The sequence below is a fragment of the Paenibacillus sp. JDR-2 genome (assembly GCF_000023585.1).
GTDB lineage: Bacteria > Bacillota > Bacilli > Paenibacillales > Paenibacillaceae > Pristimantibacillus.
In genome coordinates this window covers 225,660-249,271 of record NC_012914.1, presented here as the reverse complement: position 1 = coordinate 249,271, position 23,612 = coordinate 225,660, and the positions used below count along the sequence as shown (strand labels likewise).

General features: G+C 53.4%; 9 protein-coding genes. 2 read left to right on the top strand and 7 right to left on the bottom strand.

The annotated features are described in order from the left end of the window. Nucleotides 1-25: 25 nt before the first annotated feature. Entirely contained in the window at nucleotides 26-1,654 is a 1,629-nt protein-coding gene (locus PJDR2_RS01205) for a helix-turn-helix domain-containing protein (protein ID WP_190276173.1), read from the bottom strand. Nucleotides 1,655-1,883: 229 nt separating this feature from the next. Here PJDR2_RS01205 and PJDR2_RS01200 point away from each other — a divergent pair, with 229 nt between their 5' ends. Together PJDR2_RS01200 and PJDR2_RS01195 are read left to right on the top strand one after the other, a co-directional pair. After that, entirely contained in the window at nucleotides 1,884-2,357 is a 474-nt protein-coding gene (locus PJDR2_RS01200; protein WP_012772206.1) for a hypothetical protein, read from the top strand. Further along, on the top strand, nucleotides 2,354-2,863 hold the full coding sequence (locus tag PJDR2_RS01195; protein WP_012772205.1) for a hypothetical protein: 510 nt from the start codon (nucleotides 2,354-2,356) through the stop codon (nucleotides 2,861-2,863). Before PJDR2_RS01200 ends, PJDR2_RS01195 begins: the two co-directional genes overlap by 4 nt. A 36-nt stretch (nucleotides 2,864-2,899) precedes the next feature. Here PJDR2_RS01195 and PJDR2_RS01190 read toward each other — a convergent pair whose 3' ends face one another. From PJDR2_RS01190 to PJDR2_RS01165, 6 genes are all read right to left on the bottom strand, one after another. Continuing rightward, complete coding sequence (locus PJDR2_RS01190) at nucleotides 2,900-3,787, bottom strand: carbohydrate ABC transporter permease (RefSeq protein ID WP_012772204.1); 888 nt, start codon at nucleotides 3,785-3,787, stop codon at nucleotides 2,900-2,902. Between the two features lie 15 nt (nucleotides 3,788-3,802). Further along, nucleotides 3,803-4,693 (bottom strand): ABC transporter permease, encoded by an 891-nt coding sequence (locus tag PJDR2_RS01185; RefSeq protein ID WP_012772203.1) that lies wholly within the window; start codon nucleotides 4,691-4,693, stop codon nucleotides 3,803-3,805. An 87-nt stretch (nucleotides 4,694-4,780) separates the two neighbouring features. Beyond that, nucleotides 4,781-6,517, bottom strand: a complete 1,737-nt coding sequence (locus tag PJDR2_RS01180) for an extracellular solute-binding protein (RefSeq protein WP_012772202.1) — start codon at nucleotides 6,515-6,517, stop codon at nucleotides 4,781-4,783. Nucleotides 6,518-6,644: 127 nt separating this feature from the next. After that, nucleotides 6,645-7,730 carry a response regulator transcription factor gene (locus PJDR2_RS01175; protein ID WP_012772201.1) on the bottom strand — a complete coding sequence of 362 codons (1,086 nt, stop codon included), beginning with the start codon at nucleotides 7,728-7,730 and terminating at the stop codon, nucleotides 6,645-6,647. Then, a complete protein-coding gene (locus tag PJDR2_RS01170) occupies nucleotides 7,727-9,520 on the bottom strand; it encodes a sensor histidine kinase (RefSeq protein WP_041613243.1) in 1,794 nt (597 codons plus the stop codon). Before PJDR2_RS01170 ends, PJDR2_RS01175 begins: the two co-directional genes overlap by 4 nt. Before the next feature lie 162 nt (nucleotides 9,521-9,682). Then, nucleotides 9,683-23,605 (bottom strand): S-layer homology domain-containing protein, encoded by a 13,923-nt coding sequence (locus tag PJDR2_RS01165; RefSeq protein WP_012772199.1) that lies wholly within the window; start codon nucleotides 23,603-23,605, stop codon nucleotides 9,683-9,685. Nucleotides 23,606-23,612 lie beyond the last annotated feature (7 nt).

The window sequence follows — 23,612 nt, the reverse complement described above, 5'->3', positions numbered from 1 at the left end:
TTTGGAGAATTATTAGATTACCGTGTTAATGCATGCCCGTTAAGCGCTCAACCGCTTCATCCAGCTGGTTGTCGATGGACATTGGCGCGTATACAACCCATCTGTCCCAGTCCAGAAAATGAACCCGATTGCGGCGAACCGCCTTATGCTGAAGATAACCGGAATGGGTCGCAAGCTGTCTCCAATTCTCCCGCGCCATTACGCCTGACCGAAGCACGACAAGTAGATAATCGGAATCGTATTCCATCAGCTGATCCGCCGAAATCGCTTTCCAATTGAATAATTTAGCGCCCGCATGCTCTTCCATATCCTGCTTGAGACGTGGAGGCATGGACAATTCAAGCGACTCATAAAATACATGTCCTATATTACGATTGCCGTATATGCGTATTCCGTAGTCGCCAACTACGCAGATGGTAACCGTGGCATTCCCTATGGCGGCTTTCACATGTCTGCGCGCATCCAACACCCGCCGCTCATGCTGCGCCAGCCATGCATCAGCCGCCTCAGCCCGATTAACGGTTTCTCCGATTTTGCGAAGATGCTCGAATACAGGAAGCGTGCCCCACGGAATCGTAACTATCGGAGCCAAATCGCCGATTAATTCCCGGGCCTTCGAAGTTACGTTGTCCTTGCCGATAACGAGATCAGGCTTCGCTTCCAGGAAAGTCTGACGGCTGACCTGCCATACATCGGAGCCGTGAAAAGGCAAAGCCAACGTTCTGGTCGTATTCGGTATTTCCTTATAAACCTGGGCGGCAACCGGCGTAATGCCAAGCGTAAGCAGATGATCCGTATAAGCATACGACAAGGAAATGATGCTGGGCTTAGGCCACTCCTTGTACATCGTTGGCGCGCAGCCCGTATATTCCTTAAACCTTCGGCTGAAATAAAAGGAATCCTTATAGCCTACCCGGCTGGCGATCTCACCCATTTTCCGCCCAGTCAGAAGCAGCTCCTCCTTGGCACGATTCATCCGGATCCGGGTAAGGAAAGTAATCGGAGACATATTAAGCTCCTGCTTAAACATCTGCGAATAGTAAGAGGGATGCATCCCGGCCATATCGGCCAGCATCTCGAGCGTAATATCGGAATCATAGGCGCGATGCATGTAGGGGATGGTTTTCTGGATCGCCCGCTTATCGCCGCCAGGCGACACGGCCGGGGTGCTTCCAAGCAGCAGCTCAAGCAGCTCATACATCTGCAGCTCAGCCCGTTTGCTGTCTGACCTGCCGGATGACGCATCCCGTTTTCCTTCAGTGGTTTCCTCGGCGATTACAAAGACAAGCTTCTGGATCTGGTACTGGTCCTGCTGAATACTGCCGGTTACCGGGAAAGAAGCCAGCTCGTACATTCTATGCGAGGCCGATTTCTCCGATAATTGAAACAGCTCGAAGGTAATGCGATATAGCTTCACTTCCTGACCGCCGACGCTTTGTGCTTCTATCGTCATGCCCGGCTCGAGCATAAACGAGCTCTTGCGGTTTAGTTGAATAGGTACTCCGTTCAATATAAAAGTCCCCTGAATTTTTTCGAAAAACAGAAAAGTCGGTTTTGTTATCTCCTGCGGCTCCAGCCGCCAGTCCTCGGATTCAAACAAATACGTTACTTCTCCGATTTCGATAATCGTATTCATAAGATCAAACTGTTCCATAACCCGTTCCCCTTCATAGTTTCCTAAGCCTTCATATGCGCTTACTCTGCTAGTTGCATAATAATATAAATCCAATAACAAAAACCACATTCCCTTGTAAATGTGGTTCACCGTCAGCACTGTCAATTCGGGCCTTCAGCTGCCTATATCCATTCTAACAATGGATATTCTTAACATACAAAGGGAAATCTACCCTCAGACTGGATTGGATACGAAAGGAGGGTCCCCGGTGGTCATTGTTATTTTTATTCTATACGCATGGTTTTGTATTCAAGTGCTGATGAATCTGCGCCTTAAGCTGCCGCTTGCGGCCAACCTCCTTTTATTTATGGCCATTGAAGTCGTGCTTACGAACAAGCTGACCATTAGCAGTTTAAACATGAAGCTATTCCAAATTAATCAGAACATCCCGCATTTTATCGCTTTGATTCTGCATAATGACTTAACCATAACCTTTATTCTGCTTGCTTTTGCAAATGTTTTTCTCATGTCGCCAAAGATAAGCGTACGGATCGGTATAACAGTCTACGCCTTTGTCATTCAGCTGCTGCTCGGCATGGAGCTGCGATGGAATCAGGTTCTTATTTATAGAGAATGGAATTACCTTAATGAGTCCCTCATGATTCTCCTAGTCATGGTATACACCCTGCTGTGCGGTAAGGTCTTCCAGTGGATGGCTTCAAAAGAAGGATGGATTCGATGATGGAATCAATCGTTTATGACCAGCAATTCAATAGCAATGAGTTATATGTGATCTCGCTGATGACAGTAGGCTTCACCTTCTATCGGCTGCTGCCGCGAACGCCCTCTCCCTTGCAGACCTGTTTTAATATGCTTATAAGCGTCACGTTAGGGCTTATGTTTGACCATACGATTGCTATACCTCCATTCGACTTTTACGATGTTGGCGATAGATCAAGCTATGAGTTTTTTGATTTCATCTCGTATCTGATGTATGCCCCTTTCGGATACTTGTATATCTATGGGTTTGAGCGTTTCCGAATATCCGGAATCATAACCATCGGATATATCCTTGTATGGGCAGCCATCGCTATCCTGTTCGAATGGCTTGGAGTCAAGTTTGGCGTATTCCACTACAAACACGGCTACTGCATCCTCTACTCCATCCCCATCTACCTGGTCGTTCTCAGCATTCAACTATGGGCGTGCCGAGCAGCTTTTTCCAATCATCGCCGGCAAAAAAATTAAAGAACCACATCCCCAAAGGATGTGGTTCTTTAATTTTTACTCTTTTACGGCGCCCAGCATAATGCCGGATACGAAGTATTTCTGCAGGAAGGGATAAACGACCAGCATCGGCACCATGGCGATAAATACCTTGGCCGAATTAAGCGTCCGGTTGGACAGCTCGGACAGCTTCTTGTACTGCTCCGGCGTCAAGTTCGTGCCAACCGGAATGTTAACGACAAGCTGCTGGATATAGGTCTGAAGCGGATAGCTGGACTGCGTGTTACTCAGCACCAAGCCGTTAAAGAACTCGTTCCAGTGGTAGACGCTGATGAACAACGCTACCGCAGCCAGCACGGGGATCGAGCATGGGACATAGACCCGGAACAGAACCGACCACGGACCCGCTCCGTCGACAACCGCCGCTTCATTCAGCTCCTTCGGCAGATTGCGGAAGAAGTTCATGATCAGGATCACGTCGAATACCGGTACCCCGCCGCCTAGCACCAGCGCCCAGATCGAATCGATCAGGTGATAATTCTGAATGGTAAGATACCATGGAATCAGGCCGCCGCTAAACAACATGCAGAAGACCAGGATCCACATGAATATATTGCGCGTTTTGAAATCCTTCTGCGGTCGTGCCAGAGGATAAGCCATTAATACCGTCATCAGCAGGGCGAAGCTTGTGCCAAGCACGGTACGCTGGATCGAAATCCAGAAAGCGTTAAAGAACATGCTGTCGTTAATAATTTCCTTATACGGCGTCAAAGAGAAGCCGATCGGGTAAATCGTTACCAGACCCGCGTTAGCGGCGGATTTCTCGGAGATGGATACACAGAAGGTGTACCACAGCGGATAAACGCAGCTTATAACGAGCAGCCCGAGAAGGATGATATTCGCAATATCAAACGCCCGTGAACCTAATGTTGTATTCCTGACCACAGCAGCGCCCTCCTCTTAGAATATCGTGTAATCGGCATAACGATAGGCCAGACGATAAGAGATATAAATCAGCACAAAGCTAATGACCGACTTGAATAAACCAGCCGCCGTCGCCAGCGAGAATTGAAGATTTTGCAAGCCTAGCCGGTAGACCCAAGTATCCAAAACATCTCCCGTCGAATACACAAGCGGGTTATACAAGTTATAGACCTGATCAAAGTTTGCGTTAAGCACGTTGCCAAGACTTAAGACCCCTAACAGGACGACCGTAGTGATCAGTGCCGGAAGCGTGACATGCCGGATTAACTGCCAACGATTGGCCCCGTCGATAGCGGCCGCTTCGTACAGATTAGGATTGACGCCCGTAAGTGCCGCCAGATAGATAATCGCGTTATATCCGAATTCCTTCCAGACGTCCGTGCCTACGATCAGCTGCCGAAAGATTCCCGCATCCGCCATAAACAGCTTGGGATCCGCTCCGAAATAACCGAAGACTGTATTTACAACGCCATAATAGCCGAAGATTCCGATAACAATGGTGGACATGATAACCCATGACAGAAAGTGCGGCAGATAAACAACCGTCTGAACCAGCTTCTTGTACCGCAGGTTGCGAAGCTCGTTCAGCAATATAGCAAAGACAAGCGGGACAATCAGATTAAGCACGATTTTTCCTACGGCAATAATTAAGGTGTTCCTGATTACGGTTTTACTGTCATTCAGCTGAAACATATACTTGAAGTTCTCAAGTCCAACCCACTCGGATTTGAACAGCCCGCTTCCCGGATTATAATTCTGAAATGCCATCAGAATCCCGAACATAGGCACAATACTGAACATGACAAGCCAGACCATACCCGGCAGCAGCATCAAATAATAGTGCTTCTGATGGCCTAATTTCCTCATGCGGCTAACCTCCTGTCACTCTAATGGATGATAAAGCTTGCGAAAAGCACCGAAACGCAAGGTGCCTTCCGCAAGCTTTGCTTATCCTTATTTCTTCAAGAGCTCTGCAACTTCCGCCGTAATCTCATCTCCGCCTTGCGCTTTCCAGTCCTTCACGAACTTATCGAAGGAGTCGAGCGACGCTTGGCCAAGGATGATCTTCAGAACCGTCTCATCCTCCATCTTCTTCAGGTTCGCCCATTTGGTTTCCATCGTTGGGGTCTGGTTGTAAGTCACGCTGTAGACCTTTTTGTCGATTGGAGTTGTTGCAAACGGACGGTCACCGATCAAGAGAGAATAGAGTCGCTGGAAGTCGCCGAAGTTAGCCGTGCTGTAATTAGTCACGCCCAGTTCGTCATACGGCGGTTTAACGACGTCTCTTACTTTTTTCGCATCGGCATACATCAGTTTGTACAAGCTGTTCGGTACGTTGTAAGATTCAGGTTCCGTCTCGCCTTTCAGAACTTTCATCAATTCGGTATACTCGTATTCCGTTTCGTTCGCCGCAGCCATTACGTTACGGAGCGGATACCAACCCACCGCAACGGACAGGTCGAAGGTTGCTTCATCACGCACAAGGGCATTGTTCATGATCAGAATGGCTTTAACAACGTCCGGCTTGGCATTTTTGCTGATAACGGTGTACGTGCTGCCCGTTGTTTTCATATGCGTATTCCATTTGCCGTCATCGGAGTAGACCGGATAAGCCTGCCAGTTGGCCGTCGGGTCGTTCTTGAAGGAGTCCCCGTTGCCGTAACCGCCGGCCCACCATGGTCCGAAGAAAATACCCGTCTGGTTCGCGTTGATCGGATCCCCCGTGTTATCGCGGGTACCCACCTCAGGGTCGATAAGACCTTTTTTATACCAATCGGCCAGCAAAGCCAATGTTTTCTTCGTATTTTCGGATGTTGTTCCGTACGATACCGTACCGTCGCCATTGTCGAGCCAGTAGCCCGGATAAGCATCCATCGCACCGAAGATCGGGTCAAATCCAGCCATATTGTTGGAAGAGACCAGGAACGTGGAATACGGGAACGAGTTTTTGGATGGGCCGGCAATACCAATGGTTTTGTCCCCGCCCAGCTTGTTATCCATAAACGCTTTAGCTGTTTTCTCGAGATCGGCAGTCGTCTTCGGCACCGGCAGACTCAGCTTATCGAGCCAGTCCTTGCGGATCCACATCACGTGTACGCCGTCGGTGTCTACCGTAATGTTCGGTAGCGACACCATTTTGCCTTTGTAGCTGGCGTTCTCCATGGCGCGGCCTTCGGTACTTGCCATAATATCTTTAACCTGTTTGGACGCGTATTGATCAAAAAGATCGCCAATATCGTACAGCAGCCCTGAACTTGCGGCTTTCGTCATGAAGGAGCGGTCGTCGACCACCATGCCGTCAGGCAGCTTGCCCGATGCGATCGTCAGGCTGACCTTTTGCTTGAAGTCGTTGCCGGTAGCGGCAGTCCAATCCACGATCACGTTGATGTTGTACTTGTCTTTCAAGTAACGCGTATATTGGTTGTTGCTTACGCTGTCGCCTTCCGGCAGCGTTTTGTCCGTCGGGTCCACCACCATGCCGATGTGAACGTCAACGGGTTTGGGGAATTTCGAGAAGGCGAGGTCATCCCCGGACAATGCGGGACTCTCGGAGCTTGTTGCATTAGAACTTGCCTCAGGGCTTGAAGACGCTTTCACATTGTTGTTTGATGAATCATTGGAAGAAGAACATGCTGTCAAGCTTACACCTAGCAATGCAGCAGAAAGCATTAATGCCATATTCCTTTTCATCTAACCCCTCCTAAAACTCTTCGTCGTTCCTTGCTTACCCATTGTACAATGAAAGCGCTTAAAAAAAGTCGGACGGATGTGCCCTGTTTTGTGTTCAATCAAGAAACGGGGGTAGATATTTGTTCGATTAATTGTAATCAATCTTCCCCCCTATGAATTGCGCGCGGAACTCGGACGGCAAGAGACGGGTCTGCTCATAGAAAAGCTGGGAGAAATATTTGGAGTCGTTGTAGCCTACCGCATGGGCAACCCACGCGATGGACTGATTCGTCTCGCATAGCAGGCGCTCGGCGGATCTGATCCGCTCTTGCTTCAAATAATCGTTAAACGTCGAGCCTGTCAGCCTCTTGAAGCATTGGCTGAAATAGCTGCGGCTCATGTGCACGTGATCGGCGACACCTTCGGCGTGCAGCGTACCCGAAGCCTGCTCGCGAATGAACAGTACCGCCTTCAGAATGCTTGTTGTCGTATTGGTAAAATCGGTGGTTGCCGCCACTTGGGCATATACGCGCTTCCTGAAATCGCGCATCCATTCGACCGCCGAGCGGACATCGGCCGCATCGGAGCCTAGCTCGGCTTGGAGCCCGAGATCGGTCTCGAGCTGAGACAATACGCGCATAAACAACCCTTCCAGACGGCGGAAGGATACCTTGGCTTGCGCGGTCTGCTTGCATAGCCTCTGAAAGACCGATTCATTGTAGAGCCAGTAGTTAGCGCGCCATTCCCGCTCCAGCCCGCTCCAGCCTTCCTCCTCCTGCGTACGGACGTCTTGCTCGGGCGCGTGCGCCGGATTCAAGGCCGATGGAGGCTGGCCGGACGGTTGTTGCGTTGCCGCTCCTGTCATCTGCAGCTGAATCCTTTTCAAAATTTGCTCGTCATCCTCCGATTCCAGACGCACCTTGGATATATAATCGAGCACGCCCATGCGGTAAGCGGTCTGCACATTCTCGAATTCCTCATGAAACGACAGAATAACGGAGCGAAGACCCGGGAATCTCTGCCTCGTCACCTGAAGCAGCTCCATGCCCGACATGACGGGCATGGACAAATCGACGAACATGAGATCCACCTCATGCTGCTCCATGAACTCAAGCGCCTTCGCGCCGTTCGCCGCCTCTCCAACGACAACCATGTCATGATTGGACCACGGCATAATGGAAATGAAGCCTTTGCGGGCAAGCTTGTCATCGTCAACGATTAATACGCGAATCACATGGCTCTCTCCTTTCGTTGTTCGAGAAAAGGAAGGGTTAACGTAACCGTCGTGCCCTGATTTGGCGTGCTATCTATACCCATACGGGCTTTATGGCCATAAGAGGATTCCAGCATGGAGCGGACATAACGGAGTCCAATTCCCCAGCCCGTCTGCTGCTGGTCGGGCGTGTCGCGCTGCAGCAAGGCCAGGGTCTCCTGGCTAAGCCCCTTGCCGTCGTCGCGGATCGTAATGCGCACCATCTGCGCCGCCTCATCGGGCACAACGCTGATTTCCAGCATACCGTTGTCATCGAGGCCGTGACAGACGGCATTTTCCACGATAGGCTGCAGGATAAACCTTGCGACCGGGCTGTCCAGATAAGTCCCTTCGGCAATATCCAGCTTCACTTCGAAATCATGCCGCATCTGCTGCAGCTCCAGATAGGTTCTCATGACCTGAATTTCTGATCGGAAAGTCGCTTTTTCCTCGGATTTGCCCAGGTTGTAGTTCAGCAGAATAATAAGCGAGGAGATAAACTTCTCGATTTCTTCCTGCTTATGCATAACCGCCAGCCAACGCACCGAATTAAGCGTATTCATCAAGAAATGCGGGTTAATCTGGTAGGCGAGCTTTTCGATCTCCAGCTGATGCCGGCGCTTTTCCTTCTGCTCCACGTCGATAATGAGCTTCTGAATCTGCCGCTTCATAATGTTGAACTGGTCGAAAATCCGGTCGAATTCGTCGATTCCCGTATGATACTGCGTGGTTCCCATGTATCCTTTGCCAAACGTCCTCATCTCCTTCTCGATCAGACGGAACGGCCGGTTAATGAGCCGCCGCAGCACCAGCGTAAGCATAAACATCATCAGGAGGGCGATGGCGAGAATCCAATACATATGATTTTTCCACGTGTAAAGCTCATGGTTGTAATAAGAGACCGGCAGAAGCATCGTAATGTCATAGCCGTAATCACCGGTCATCCGGTTCCAGACGTATTCGTCCGTCGTGCCCGATTGACCCTTAAGCTCCAGGTGCTGGCCCGCTTTGAATGCAGCCTCGTTGCTGCTATAGGTCACGTAACCTTCGGGATCGGTAAACACAAGCGAATACGGCATTTTCAAACTCTCGGTAACCGAGCTCATATCCGTCGGAATATCGGTCTTGGCTTCCACGTAGACAACAAGCTTGGTTCCGTCCGAAAAGGTAACTTCCCGGGTGACGGAGACCACCAGGTCATCGCTGAACCGGCATAGGGATTTATGCGGGGACTGGTATCTCAGCTCCCCCATACCGGCAACATCCGGCAAGGATTCAAGCTTAAAGTCCGCGCGCACCGGCAGATTCGTTAAAGCGGCTTGTCCGTTTGCTTCGTTATAGTACATCACCAGCTGCATAGCCGGGTTCGAGAACGTAATTAAACCAATGTTATAGGAGATATCGCGCGAGAGAAGACGCTGACTATAAATGTCCGCGGTGGAGACGTACGTCTCCATCAGATGGCCGACCGTGCCTTCCGGCGTCATCTGTTGGGTAACCTGGAGCAGGTTATTGTACATTTGATTCTGCTTGGTTGTTTGCTGGTACAGATCAAATGCCATAGAGGTTTTGATTTTATCGTGCTGCATCGTGTAAATCGCATTGTAGGAGACGGAGGCCATCAGAATGGCGCAGCCTACAAAGCCGATAGTCAATAACACCATAATGCGCTTGCGAAGGGAGGAGAACAAAAACCGGTTGCGCAGCATGGACAGGATGCCGGGTTTCTTATAAGCCGTTCCGGGTGACTTAAACAAGCGTTTGCCTCGCAACTTCATCACCTCACAACAAGTATGGGACAAGACAATATTCTCTGTCAGGAGGATTTATCCTCCTTGGCATGCGGGAAACGGAGGGTGGGAATTACATGAAAATAAAAGAAACTGCCCCTAACGGTCATGCAGACCGGGGACAGTTCCTTCTTGGAGTCAGGCTTACGTCATTTTAACCGTTAAATTGACAATTCTATAAAGCCGAGTCGCCATATCGTAATATTGCTTGAAGTCCGTTATAAAGCTCGAGGCAGTCTTCGCAACCATGGCCTTGAGGATGGTAACGCCGATAATATCCCGGTACACGTCCCACATCGTCGAGAGAACATCGCCGAGATTAAAGCCGGCGTATACCATAATTTTGATTGCGGTCAGAAGATCCCTTTCATGCTCGGTGTACAGAAGCTGTTCGGCTACGTTGGTCAGGCTGACATTCGCGTATCGCAATGTACTGGCCATGACGATCATTGCAATGTCATTGTCGCTCAGAAGCTTGCGGCTTACCGAGTCCAGAGCATCGTAGTAGGCCGTTCTTTCCTTCTGCGAGATTCCGCGGAGAATCGAGTACGTGTTGTCCCAGCGGTTGCCGTTCGCATACTGGATGGGATCCACCAGTTCGACAAGGGAGAGCACTCCCGAATCATGGAGCTCCTTGGCGATTCCTTCGATTGTCCAGTCGGCGACTTCATCCATGTAATAGATGAGCCACCTTGGATGACAATTCGCAGCCAGAAGAGCTTTACCCACTTCGCTGATGGATGTGAACCCTCCATCGTACAAGTATCGGGCTATCCAGTAGTAGTCCATATTCTTGTAACCGGACATCAGCTTCGCCAAATCGCTGGCGCTGTAGCCTCCTTCCCGGAAGGCCGCAATGGCATCCCCGGCCGAGCTGCTTCCCGATATCGATAAGTACTGGAAATAGTCGGTTATCGGATAACCGTTGGCAATCATGTTGCGGACCATGTGTCCGTAAGTCAGATCGTTCGCATACCTGATCGCTTGCTGCGCGTTTAACCCCAATCTCATGAATTTCGCGGCGAGGGAAGATGTCTTCTCCCCTAAGGCGCCTACCCCGGTAACGATATCCACGGCATTCCAGTAGCCATAGTCCTTCATCGCCAGGGCGATTTCCTCCGCCTTCGCGTTCGGATTAGCGGCTCTAACGATGTTGTATACCTTATACGTCGGCATCGTCCACTTCTTCAGAGCCAGAATGATATCCTTCGGCGAGGTTACGCCTAGCTGGGCCAACTGGGCCCCCTGCTCCGATTCGGTGCCTTCGTTGAAGCGCCCCGTGTTGTAATAGAGGTACCTCACCTGCAGAATGGTCCCGTTGTCATAGCCAAGCTGCTGCAGCAAGTCAACCAGATAAACCGCCGGATTCGCCTCAAGCAGACCGCGTTGATTTAGTTCAACCGCAATGTCGTACGCGGTCTTGCCATTGTCCTTCATCCGCTTCAGGTAAGCGAACAACGGATCTGCCCCAAATACGTTGGTTACGGCGGAACGAACCGCTTCGACTGCAATTCCTCCGCTAGTCATCGCGTCGGTAACCCCTAATGCGTCCAACCGGAACATCACTTTCAAGGCAAGGGCAAGCTGCGCATTCGTGAATTTGCCCTTCATCGCGTTGACGACCGTGCTTGGCGTATCCCCATCGCCCGAGATCACTTGCGTGACGTAATAAATACTGTTGTCGCTGTAATAGACCTCAATGACAGCCAGGCCAAGATCGGATCCCGGATAGTACGGAACAAGCAGCTCCATCGTTTCGTCGGCATCCAGATCGTAAACATCCTTCAAATATTGAACGATGTCCAGCACCTTAACCCCTTGCTCCTTCATAAACGTAATGGCGCTCTCTTTAGTCGTAATTCGGTATAAGTCCAACAATTGTTTGAGCGTGCCGGAAGACGTGCTTACCGAGTCGTACACCTGCGCGATGGTCTTCTCGATGGCGGAAGCCGTATACAAGCCTAGACCGGTTAGAATCTCATGCGTCTCCGCATACGTTTTGCCATAGCTCTCCTTCATCGTCTCCGCGATATAAGACATCCGGTAACCGCTATTGCCAAGCATCCGCGCGGCCGTTTCCGCCGTATCGAATACCCCGGCGTTCTTAAACTCGTCAATCATTGCTTTGTCATAAGCGGAGCCGTATACGCCATTCATGCCGTACAAGACGGCCGTTTGGTCAAGCAACGGATTCGCAAGCAGCATTCCGGCCGCTTCTGCGGCCGGCTTGCCGTGGAACTCCTTCAGGAATCGGGTGATCTCGAGCACGGTATACCCTGCGTTCCACAGATAGTCGATTGCCGCGGCACCTTCTGTAATGCCCGCTTTCTCCAGCGCTTCAGCAGGCGTGAGGGAGCCGGAAGCTCCTCCGGATGCTTCGCCGTATACGTTCCTCACTGTCCATTCGATAATTTCTTTGTTCTCGGAGCCAAGCGCGGCGAGCGCGTCAATTGTGGCCTGCGAAGAATTTCCGTAATACGTCATGGAGATTCCCGCTACGTCCTGCAGCGAGTATCCCATCGACCGAAGAAGCAGTGCCGCGTCTCCAATGCCGGTAATTCCGCTCTTGCCCAGCAGGTCTTCAATACTTTCGGTAATCGGCTTACCATAATACTCGGCTACGGTCGCCAGAACGTTCGCCGTCGTGAATTTTTTCGACTCGAGGAGCGCATAGGTCGCGTCTCCCGCGCTCAGAGAATAATAGTCTCTGCCTGCCAGCACGATGTCAGGCAAAGCATATTGAAGCTTTAACATCTCGAGGATGCCGTCCGAGTAATTCGGTTTGCCCATGGCGGTCAGCGTGTCGAGCATCGTCTGCGTCATCGTTTGCCCGTACACGGAAGCGACGGCTATTTGAATATCATCCGAATTATAGAAACCGTTCAAAGCGGCCGCGGTGTCTCCGGCAGTCAATTGGTAATAATCTTTGCCGACCCGGGCAATGTCGTTCAACCCAAAGCCCATTTGGCCCAAGAACGTAACCGCGCTTGCCAGCGTGTCGAATCCTTTGGACTTCAGCGAATCCACAATGCTCGTCCTTTGCGGCGTGCCGTATCCGTCAGCGACGGCAGCGACAACATCCGATTTCGAATAATACGATGTACCCAGCAGAGCATTTAACGCTTCTCCGGATGAGATGCCGTAGCCGTCCTTGGCAACCTTGACGCTGGTCGCCAGACTAAATGGAGCCTGATAGATGAAGGAGACCGCTCCCGCGTAAGTATTCGTTCCCGACGCCAGGAGAAGCTCATAGATAACCTTCTCCGCCGGAAGCTCGTAAGCAGCCGCAACCGCCGTTATGAGAACGTTCTTGGTGCCTCCCATGTTCCTCTGGCTGAACGCCCATGCCGTCTGGCCAACCGTCCAGTCGAACCGGTCTTTGAACAAGGCGGCAAGCTCCTGAATGCCGAACCCTTCGTAGCGCAAGTAGTCCAGCGCGCCGTCCGCGGCCGTAATTCCCGCCGATTCCAGCATTTCCGCCATCGTTGCGGAGACATTCTGCCCGTATAGTTTAGCCAGAAGAGCTATGATCTCTTTTTTGTCGTTTGGATACTTCTTGACGAGAAGCGCCGATGCTTCTCCAGCGGTCAAGCCGTAGTAAGTTTTCAAGCTTCCCGCGATATCGGGCAACTTGTAGCCGGCATACGACAGGAACTCGATCCCGCTCTCCGGCGTCGTCAGCGAAGCCGACTTCAGAAGCTGGCCAATCGAAACTTGCTGCTGGGAATACAGGGATTGAAGCACGCGAATCGTGTCTTTGAGCTGAATGACGCCGTAATAACGATAGGCGATCGTGATCATGGCCTCCATCACTTCATCCTGCGAGAATCCGGCATTGATAAGAATCGGTCCGATCGTGCCGGCATCGCGATAGCCCGGATAACGGGCGAGAATCGTGTTCATGATGGAGGTCGCCGTTCCCCCTTGCTGACGAAGGGTCTGAACCCATAATTGAATCGCATTGCCTCCGTAAGCCCATGCGACGGCCCGGCCGATATCTTCGTTATCCTCGTTCGCCTTGGCAACCAGCGTTGCTATCGCATCGGCGGAGCCAAGCCCGTATACCTCGCGAAGGACAAGCGCGCGATCCTTCAGCGGGTAAGGCGCGAGCCGAACAACCGCATCCGGGGCCGTAACGGCTATGCTCTTCAAATAAGCGGCAACGTCGCTGGCTGCGATTCCGTTCCTGCTGAAGGCCGCGATCCAATTATTCAGTCCCAAGCGATCGAACTCCGCCGCTATATCCTCGAAGGCATACCCCGAATTTTTCAGGGCCGACAAGACATACGGACTAGCAGCGTTCTTGTCGCGCCCGTACTGCGAGTTGTTCAGTTCGAAGTTCGCGTCTACCACGTCCCGAAGGCTGTACGCGCTGGACATGCTCATTGCGGCGGTAATGTCTTGAATCGTAAGCCCCGGGAACAAGTAGAGCGAATCCCGGACCGCCGTTACCGCCGAACATGGGCAGCCGAACTTCGAGAATCCGCCTGACCCTTCCAGGTCCATAAAATCTTTAAGCGTTAAACCTAACTGATCTTTAAGAGCCTTAGCGATATCTACTTTGTTCCAATAATTACTTGATGCCGCAGCCAGGGTAACGGCATCCAGCGTAACGCTGCCGTCTTGGGCGAATACCGTCTTCAGAGCCGAGATTGCTTCGGCGGCCGAAGCAGGACGGCTATAATAGCTCAGCACGACCTCCATGGCGTCTTTCAATCCAAACGCCGCATTGCTCCGAAGCTTGGCATCGTATACGCTTTGCAGGGCATCGACGGTCGACACGCCTGCCAGCCTAAACTGCCTGTACACTTCAAAGTGGTTGACCCCGCTGCTCATAAAGTAGAACATCAGCTCCGAAGGATCGTAACCTCCCGCCAGCATGTACTTGTAAATGTTGCCGCGCGTGCCGTTGTTCAAGCTCGCATCCATGGCGCCGGCCGCCGTTGCGACGTCCGCGTCGAATTGCTGCCGCAGCAAGGCGGCGCGCTGCTCGTAGGTATATCCGTTTCCTGCGAATTCCGCAAGAATACTGCTTAATGCTGCTCCCGAGGACAACCAAACGTCCTTGACGAGCTGGGTAATCTCCGTATCCGTGCTACCCCTGCTCTTCATTACGCTAATCATTACCCCGGCACCGTCGGCAGCCGAATGAACGGCTCCTCCAACTTCCTTGGCGGGGTACCCTCTCTCCAGAAGCCCCGAAACGATCGCTTCGCGAGGATACTCGTTGCGCAGAATCGCATAAGAATCGGTTGCGCTGAACCCGGCCCCGAGGAAGACGTCCAAAGCTTGGCTATCGTTCTCGTAGCTGTATAATTGCGCTAGAGCGGCCCCAACCGCCGAAGCGCTGAACCCGGCTCCGGACAGCAGCTTGGCATTGGTTACCGCATCCTCGCCATATAGAGATTGTGCGACTGCAGCGATATCGTTTACCGCCAGTCCGCCTTCCGCCATCGCTTGAACCGTGTGTGGGACATCAAGCGCGTAAGCGGATTTTATGCCGGCCGCGATTTCGCTTGGTTTATAGGCAGCGGTCTTCATTAACGCGGCTGATGCGCCGCTAGTCTCGTTGAAGACGGAGCCCAGAATCTGCGCGGCATCGTTTGCGGTTGTCCCGGCTTTCTTGAGGGCGAGTGCCGCGTTCCGGCTTGAGAGGCCCATCCGCTGCAGAACCGGCCCGTATTCGAGTGCCGAATATCCCGCTGCGCTCCATTCGGCGACAGCCGTGGCGCCGTCAAAGCCGTAAGGATATACGGTGCGGTAGACGTCGTATACCGTCGACGCATCCGCATTCATCGAATGGAGCAGCTCGGCAACCTGGACGCCTTCCAAACGGTATTCTTTTATGACCGCCCGGTAGAGAACAACGCTCTTGAACCCGCCTTCCATAAGCTTGCGGGCCGCCTCGGACGAAGTCAGACCGTATTGACCGTGAAGCACTTGCGCCGGATACGATGCCGGGTATTCGAGATCTTCCCTGTATGCATAGCTTTGAATCATTCCCATCATTGTCGTGACATTCGTCACTGCGATTTCCTCGAAAGGCGCCATATAGGTCAGATTGACGCCATACACCCGATTCACGCTGCTGGAAGCTACCGTCACGGTCGAATTTGCATCGATTACCTTGCCATCCCAAGTCAGCACGATTTGTCTCTTATCGGTACCAAGGACGGACAGGATGTTGCTCTGCCATTGCGAATTGATCTTGACCGAGAACACCGATCTCCACTCCGTGGAGGACAGCTGCTTGTCGAAGGTAAGCGTAATGCTCTTGCCGTCAACGCTTGTTACCGCCGTTGCCACCCGCGGAGGAGAGCTTGCATTGTTAACCGCCAGGTCGCCCCCGAACTCATAGCCGGGCTTGCTAAGTTTTAGCGTAAACGCCTTATTATAGGACAGGGCCGCTTCGATTACATACGTGAGGCCTTCGTCTACAGCGGTAACCTTGCCTGCGTAGTCGCTCCCGTTGGCGGAGGAGATCAGCTTCACATCGAGGCCGGCAACCGGCTTCGACAGGCTAATCGTCAATCCGCCTTCATTCATGGAGACGATCTTAGCGCTGACCTGATAAGGAATATACACATTTGCCGCCGCGCCGAAATGGTACGTGTACTTGTTAATGCGCAGCGAGTACGTCTTGCCCTGCGCCAGTGCCGCCCTAATCGTGAACGTTCCGGCCTTTTCCCCCGGAACAACGGCGCTAACTCGAACCGCATCGCCATCCGAGGTCGAAAGCTCGATATCCGAAGGCGCAAGCTGAATGTCCGTCCTGCTTGTCTCAATCGAGATTCCGCTGTCGGAGACGCCCGTTACCTTGCTGGTTGCCTCGATCGGCATTACGAATTTAACCGGAACCTCAAACGCGCGGTCCGTTCCCTCGATCGTAAGCGTGTATTCGACGCCGTAAGCGAGTGCGGCCTGTGCCTGGTAACGGGTATTATTGGAGTTCGACTGGGCAACCCATCTCACCGGATTAACCGTGCCGTCCCCCGAAACCAGCGATGTTTCCATACTCTGAAGATTCGGGACCGGCTCGCTGAAGGCCGCATCGAAGCCCGTAGTCCCGATACCCGAGAGAGCGACTGTAATCATAGTCTGCGGTTTAATCTCGAAAGGTGAACCGAAGTCGACGGTTGACGATGAAAGCGCAAGAGTATAAGTCTCCCCGACGGTCAGCCCAACGTTCGCCTTGTACGTCAGCCCATTGTCGGAAGTCGTCAGGGATTGGATAACAACCGGGTTGCCATGGCTGCCGTCCTTGAGCGAAAGATTGGCTGCCGTCAACTGGTTGACCGCATGATCAAAGCTCAACGTGAAGCCCGTCTGCATGGCATTCCGGGCGGTGACGGTCACCGGCTCCTTCATATAGAAAGCTTGTCCGGCACCAAAGTCATACCCGTCGGCGGCAATACTCAAGCTATACGTATGTCCGTAAGGCAAGTCCGCCTTCAAAACATAATCCGAACCGTCGTCAATCGGCACAGCCGAGTCGACCGGAATGTTTTTCCCCCGCTCGTCGATCAGCTTAAAGCTGCTTTGAGACAACGGAATCGCCATGTTGCCAAAGTTAACGGTGAGGCCATCCGTCGATACTTCTTCATAGGCGACGGTAACGGGAATCGGCACTTTCGCCGACGCGGACATACCGAATTCAAAGCCTGTAGCCGACGCCGTAACCGAATACGTCAAGCCGGGCGTAAGTTCGGCACGGATTCGGTAGGCCTTGCCGTCGTTAAATTCCTCGACTCCTTGAATAGGGATAGCCTGATGGGAATTGTCGCGAAGCGAGAAGTTCCCCGCAGCCAGGCCTGCGATTCCGGGGTTTAACAGGATCGTTATTCCCGACTCGCCGATCTCCGCCGCTTCGATCGTTACGGCTTTTGCCAGTTTAGCGGTAAGCTTCTCCCGGCCGAAGTCGTAGCCCGCATGGTTCAGAGCTATTGTGTACGTACCGCCGCCAATGAACGATCCCGTTAACCGATAGGATTGCCCTCCGTCGTAAGAGGATGCGGAAGTCAACGCAAGCGTCTGCCCGTCGCCATTCTTGACGACAAAGTCCTTGGTCTGAAGCCCCGGGACGGAAGGGTTAACGCCAATATCTACGTAGTTGGCTCCCGTTCTCAGTACGATTGGTCTAACGATTGTCGGAACCAGAATTTGAACGGCTCCGCCGAAATCATACCCGTTCCTGGACGGAAGCACCGTAACGGTCTCGGAGCCCCAGAAGCTGGATTCGATTCGGTAGGTGAGGCCCCCGTCCTCGGTTGTTGCGTTGAGTACGGGAATAGGTGCCTTTTGTCCGTATCGCCTAATCGTAAAGTCGCTTGGCTTCAGATCGGGCACGGCTTGGTCAAAGCTCAAGGTGAACGCGTTATTGTTGCCGCTCTCCATACCCTCGAACGTCGTTTTGACGCTTCTGACGGACAACGGAATTCCCCCGCCGAAGTCGTATCCGATCTTATTGAACCGGAGCGTATAATTTTTGCCCGCTTCCAGCGCCGCATCCAGGTAGAAGGAGAGTCCTCCGTCCGAAGAGTAGAAGGAACGAATGTTGACCTCTTGTCCGCTCTCGTCTACGAGTCCGATGTCGCCCGCGTACAAGTAAACCGGCTTGTCGAAAATCAAACGGAATCCCTTCAGCGTTAGTTCGTCGACCGATACCCCGTTCGTGTTGAGCGAAATGGACTGGTTGGACGCGAACTTGAACCTGTACGGCCCTTTGTCCGCAATCGCGACCTTATAGTTCTTGCCGCTTGCGAGCGGTACCTTTGCATAATACGTCCAGCCGGAATCCGCCGTCTGCAAGGAGGTAACCGCCGCCGTACCGCCCTGGTCGTCCGTCACCGTAAAGTCGGAAGGCTCAAGTCCTTCTACGCCCGGCCACAGAAGCAGCTTGAATCCGTTCTGGGAGGCGAATACGAAGGCTGACACTTCGATCTTGAAGCCTACGGCAAGCGGAGCAAACGTATATTCGGGATGAGTCACTTTAAGCGTATACGTCTGATTGATATCAAATGCGCCCGTCAAAACATAGAAGGCGGTTGAGCTGTCATTTTGCGTGACCGTAATGGCAACCTTTTGCCCCTTGCTGTCGAAAAGCTCGAATTGATCCGCCGTTAATCCGGTAACGCCGGCATCGATAATGATTTGCGTTTCCGTCGTGCTATACAGCTTAAGCGTCCTGTCCGAAGGAATCGTAAACGAGATTGGAGAGGCCAGCTTGTATTCCTCTCTCGCCAGATTCAGCGTGTAATCATTGCCCGGATACAAACCGTTAAAGGTGACCTGATAGCTGAACCCGCCATCCGTTGTCTTCAGCCAGTAATAATCCGTCGGATATTCGACCCCGCCCTTGGCTATGCGAAGCTGCAGCAATTGCAGATCCGGAACCTTGGAGCTGAACGTGACCTTCATGCCTCCCGCCGAAATAGCGCTGAGCGTTGCGGTCACCGTCTTCGTCACCGCAAACGGCACCGGATCGACGCTCATTTTCAAATCGTTTGGCTTGTATTGAAGGGTATACGTTTTTCCTTCCGTCAGCTTGCCTGCGATTGTATAGGTCAACCCGCCGTCATTCGTCGCGACGGATGACATCGTATAGGTCTCGCCCGAGCTGCTCTTGACGATAAAGTTCGCCTTTGTGAGTCCGGCTGCCGGCGTCTCGAAGCTGACCTTCAAGCCCGACGAAGCCGCCTCGGTTACGGATAGCAGTCCCGGCAGCGTGAAGCTGACCGGCTCCATGGCATAGCTATCGTGGTTGAGGCGGATCGTATACGTCACGCCCGGCTTGAGACCGTTGTTAGGCACGCGGATCTCATAGCTTGCCCCGCTGTCCGATGACTCGAAGTAGTTGGGCATGATAACTTGCCCGTCAGGATCCGTGATGGACAAGCCCAAGTAGTTCTCGACCTCCGGGAACGCCGGACTGAAACGAAGAATGAGACGCCCGTTGTTCTTCACGTCCGTTACGGTACCTTTGACCACCGGCTTGACGCGGAAAGCGATCGCCGAATCAAAGACGACGTAATCCTTCTGCAATGAGAGCGTGTAGTTTGTATTGGCGGCAAGAGTTGCGCTGACGCGATAAGAAAGGCCGTTATCGTTGGTCGTCAGTTTAATGCCGCTGATCTTGTTGGTTTGCTCGTCCCGCAGATCGAGATTTGCCGGAAGCAGACCGGCAACGCCGTTCTCGAATGTCAGGTCGAAACCCGTCGCCGACACGTTAGACACCGTTGCGGCTCCGGCGTTGATTGTATCGCCAACCTGGAAGCCGACGCCTTCTTCCGGCAAGTGGCCGTTCAGCTTCAGGTTGTAATGCCCTGCCGGCAGATTCGCGATTAACCGGTACGAGCCGCCTTGATCGTCCGTAACCGCCGATGCGATGCCCACCTGTTCGCCCGTATCGATATTCGTCAGACTGAAGCTGCTCGCGTTCAGATTATCGACCTGATAATTCAACTTCGCCGTAAGGCCGCCGTTCGATATCTGATCGACGGACAGCGTCGCGACCGCCGGAACGCTGATATAGAAGCCGTTCGAATCCAGATCGGCATCGACGTGGAGGAAGTAATCGCCCGGCGACAGATCCGCCTTGATCTCATACGTTCCTCCTTGATCTTCCGTCCTTACCGACTGAATCGTCACCGGTTCGCCGGAGGTTTTCGTCAGATGGAACCCGTATGTCGTATTGATCAGCACGGAAGGCACGAGCGCCAGCGTAAAGCCGGAGGTTGTTACGTTCGAGACGTCGCTTTGGCTGTAGACGTGTATCTTCTTCGGCGCGCCGAAATCGTAGCCGTCCGCATGGACGGACACCGTATAATCATTGCCGCCGGAACCGCCGAAGGAAACGATATACATCCGATAAGTAGTGTCGTACTTCGCGTCGAGAATCGGGACGTCGTTGCCCGCCGAATCCTGGGCCGAGAAGTTGTCCGCGGTCAAACCGGATACATTCGGGTTCAGGCCGGCCATGAACTGGGTTGGAAGATGTCCGGCTCCCCACACGTTAAGGGTTGGGTTAATGAGCGTTGCCGGCTCTCCAAAGTCGTAGCCGCCAGCCGCGATCGCAAGCTTGAACGGCCCTCCCGAGTTAAGCCCCGACGTGGCAAGCTTGTACGTTCTTCCTTCATCCTCCGTTGCGATAGAATCAAGGAGGATCTTCGTGCCCGCTAGACTCGTCACCGCGAACGCATCCACCGTTAAATGGGGTACCGGCTGCTCAAAGTGCACCACCAGCCCCGTATAACCGCCCGAATAACCTTCGAAGGTCGTGTATTTTCCGATGGCGATCGCTTCCGGTACATGAATCGTGCCTTCATCATACTTTGCCTCATCCGTCTCAAACCGGTAGGCATAGATGCCCGCCTTTGACAGATCGGCCGTAATCATGGCGGACTTCGCATTTGCGGCCAGCTGGAAGCTCCCGACGGCTACAGGCGTTCCGCTTGGATCCGTCAGCGAGAACTGGTCGGGCGTCAGCCCGTACACCGGACTCGCGAACGTGAGCTTGAAACCCCCGTGCGTCACCAAGCCGACCGTCGTTGGAATCTCGACGGGCTCCACCTCAACTTCAGCTGGCTGGTTGAACGCGTAGCCTTCTTTGTTCAAGGACAGGGAATACGCCTTGTTCTTGGCGAGACTTGCCCATACTTCGTATTGCTTGCCAACAACGACGGCGCTAAGCATATCGATGCTAACCGCTTGGTTGTCTTGATCGACCAGGTTAAGGTTGAGCGCATCCAGATTGGATACCGCCTTGTCCATCGTCAGAAGGAATCCGCTCACGGAAGCATTGCTTACCGTCGCCGACACGACCACCTTCTCTTCCCCTTGCAGCGAGAAGGTTTGCGCGGCGCCAAAGCTGTAGCCCTGCTTCCCGATGACAAGCGTGTAGACATATCCCGCTTCAAGCTCCGCGGAGACGGCATACGTTCTGCCTTCGTCACTCGTCACAGCATCCGAGATCGCAATGGCCTCGCCGCCTTCCTTCGTCAGCGAGAAGTTGTCCGCAGTCATATCCGCAACGGGCGCTCCGAACGATACCGTAAAGCCGGATGCCGCGATTGCGCCTACGCTAGCCTCCACCGGAATGGTTCCGGAATCCGTAACGGGTACAAACACGGTTGCCGGATCGCCAAAGCTATAGCCCAATTGGCGTAGAGAAAGCGAGTATGTCGCCCCCTCTTCCAGCAAAGCCGACACGGCATACGTTAGCCCTCCATCCGCCGTTTGCGCCTCTGCAACGTCCACAGGTCCGCCCGTTCCGCTCTTCGTCAGCGAGAAGTTGTCCGCGGTCATTCCCGGCACAGCCCCGCTTAACGAGACGGTAAAGCCGGATGCGCTTATTCCGCTGACGGATGCCGTTACCAATTCCGGAGTCGATTCCGGAACGGTAAACTTTATGTCATCGCCAAAGCTGTACCCCGTAAGCGTCAGACGCACCGTGTACGTCTCGCCCTCCCGCAAGCCCGCCGCGACCCGGAACGTGCTGCCTCCCGTCAAGGTGACGGCCGAGGCGATGGCTGCTTTGGCGCCGGATGAATCCGTCACCCCGATGCCGGATGCGGTCAATCCCGGCACGGCCGGATTGAGGAGCAGGCGGAAACCGCTGGCGGTTGCATCCGTCGCTTCCGCGGTCACGCTTATTGTCGAAGGCGTCTCGCCGCCACCGCCGATTGGTACGCCTCCGCCGCCGGAACCGCCGGCTCGGTCTGTTGTCTCAATCATCCTTGGTGCCGTCTCGAATAAGACGTCCGGCGCGTCGACAAGCGCCTTCGCGATCCCGCCTTTGCCCTTAACGCTGGCGGTACCGTGAAGCTCCATGTTCTCTACCTGCACGCCGGCGTTTAACGTGATCGTCGAAGAGCCGCCTTCCTTGCTTACCATTAAGCTCTTGACGGTGCCCGAAGACACGATAACGCTGACTTCGCCGGCTAATTCGACTTTTGTGAACTTGCCGCTAAGCAGCACTTCTCCCGCCGCCGTAATCGTAATGCCCCCTATCCCGCCGTTTGATTCGACGGAAGCATTCGACTTTACGTCCATCTGCTCGACGACCGTCGTTCCGGAGACGACTACGCGAACCTTGCCGTCCTTCTTCTCGATTACGACGGTTCCAAGCTCGGAATCGTCCAGATGCACGCTATTTACTCCGCCTCCGCGAATAAACGTGCTTCCGCTTACCTTCACATGATCGAGGAAGGCTTCACCTTCTCCTACACCTTCCCCAATGGTCAGGTTCCCCTTGACCGCAAGGTTGCGAAGCGTAACTCCCGGCACGTCGACGACGAGATCTCCGGCGACGGTAAAGGTACCGGCTTCCGGTCCGTACGTTCCCGCCTCCGACAAATTAAGTGCTGCCGGAACGATACCTCCCGATTCGCCGACACTGGACTGCTGGCGAATCCGATTCAGCATGATGACAGCTTCGGCCCGCGTCATCTGCTGAGCCGGGCGAACCGTCCGATCGGAGAAGCCTTGAATATAACCATGCTCGATTAACGCCTCAAACGAGGCTTGGCCGTAACCGGGAATACTTCCATGATCCTTGTAAGCATCAAGCGAATGGACCCCGTCCCGTTCAACAACGGGAACAATCTTCGCCAGCATCACCGCCGCTTCCACCCGCGAGAGCGGTTGGACAGGCCGGAATGTCCCGTCGGGGAACCCGTTGATATAGCCGGCTTGAACGGCCGCCTGCACCTCGGAAGAGTACCATGCGTTGCCGGGGACATCCGAGAATGCCGTATTGCCTACCCCTTTATACGCGAGCAGCCGGTTCGCCAGGGCGACAAACTCTATGCGCGTAATAACCTGGTCCGGTCGGAGAGTGCCGTCCGGAAAGCCGTTAATTAACCCCAGGCGCTGCCATTCGGCCAGTTCTTCCTCCGCCCAATGCCCGGAAATATCCGTGGCGGTTGCACCGGGCAATGCAGCCGGAAGCGCCCCCGCTGCCGATGCGGAGCTGCCAAGTCCAGGCTGGATTAGACCAGCGATCTGACTGGCTATGAGCACTACCGCGAGCGCGGTTTTTATTTTGGATCCGAATTTCCTTATTCCCATGTTGCAA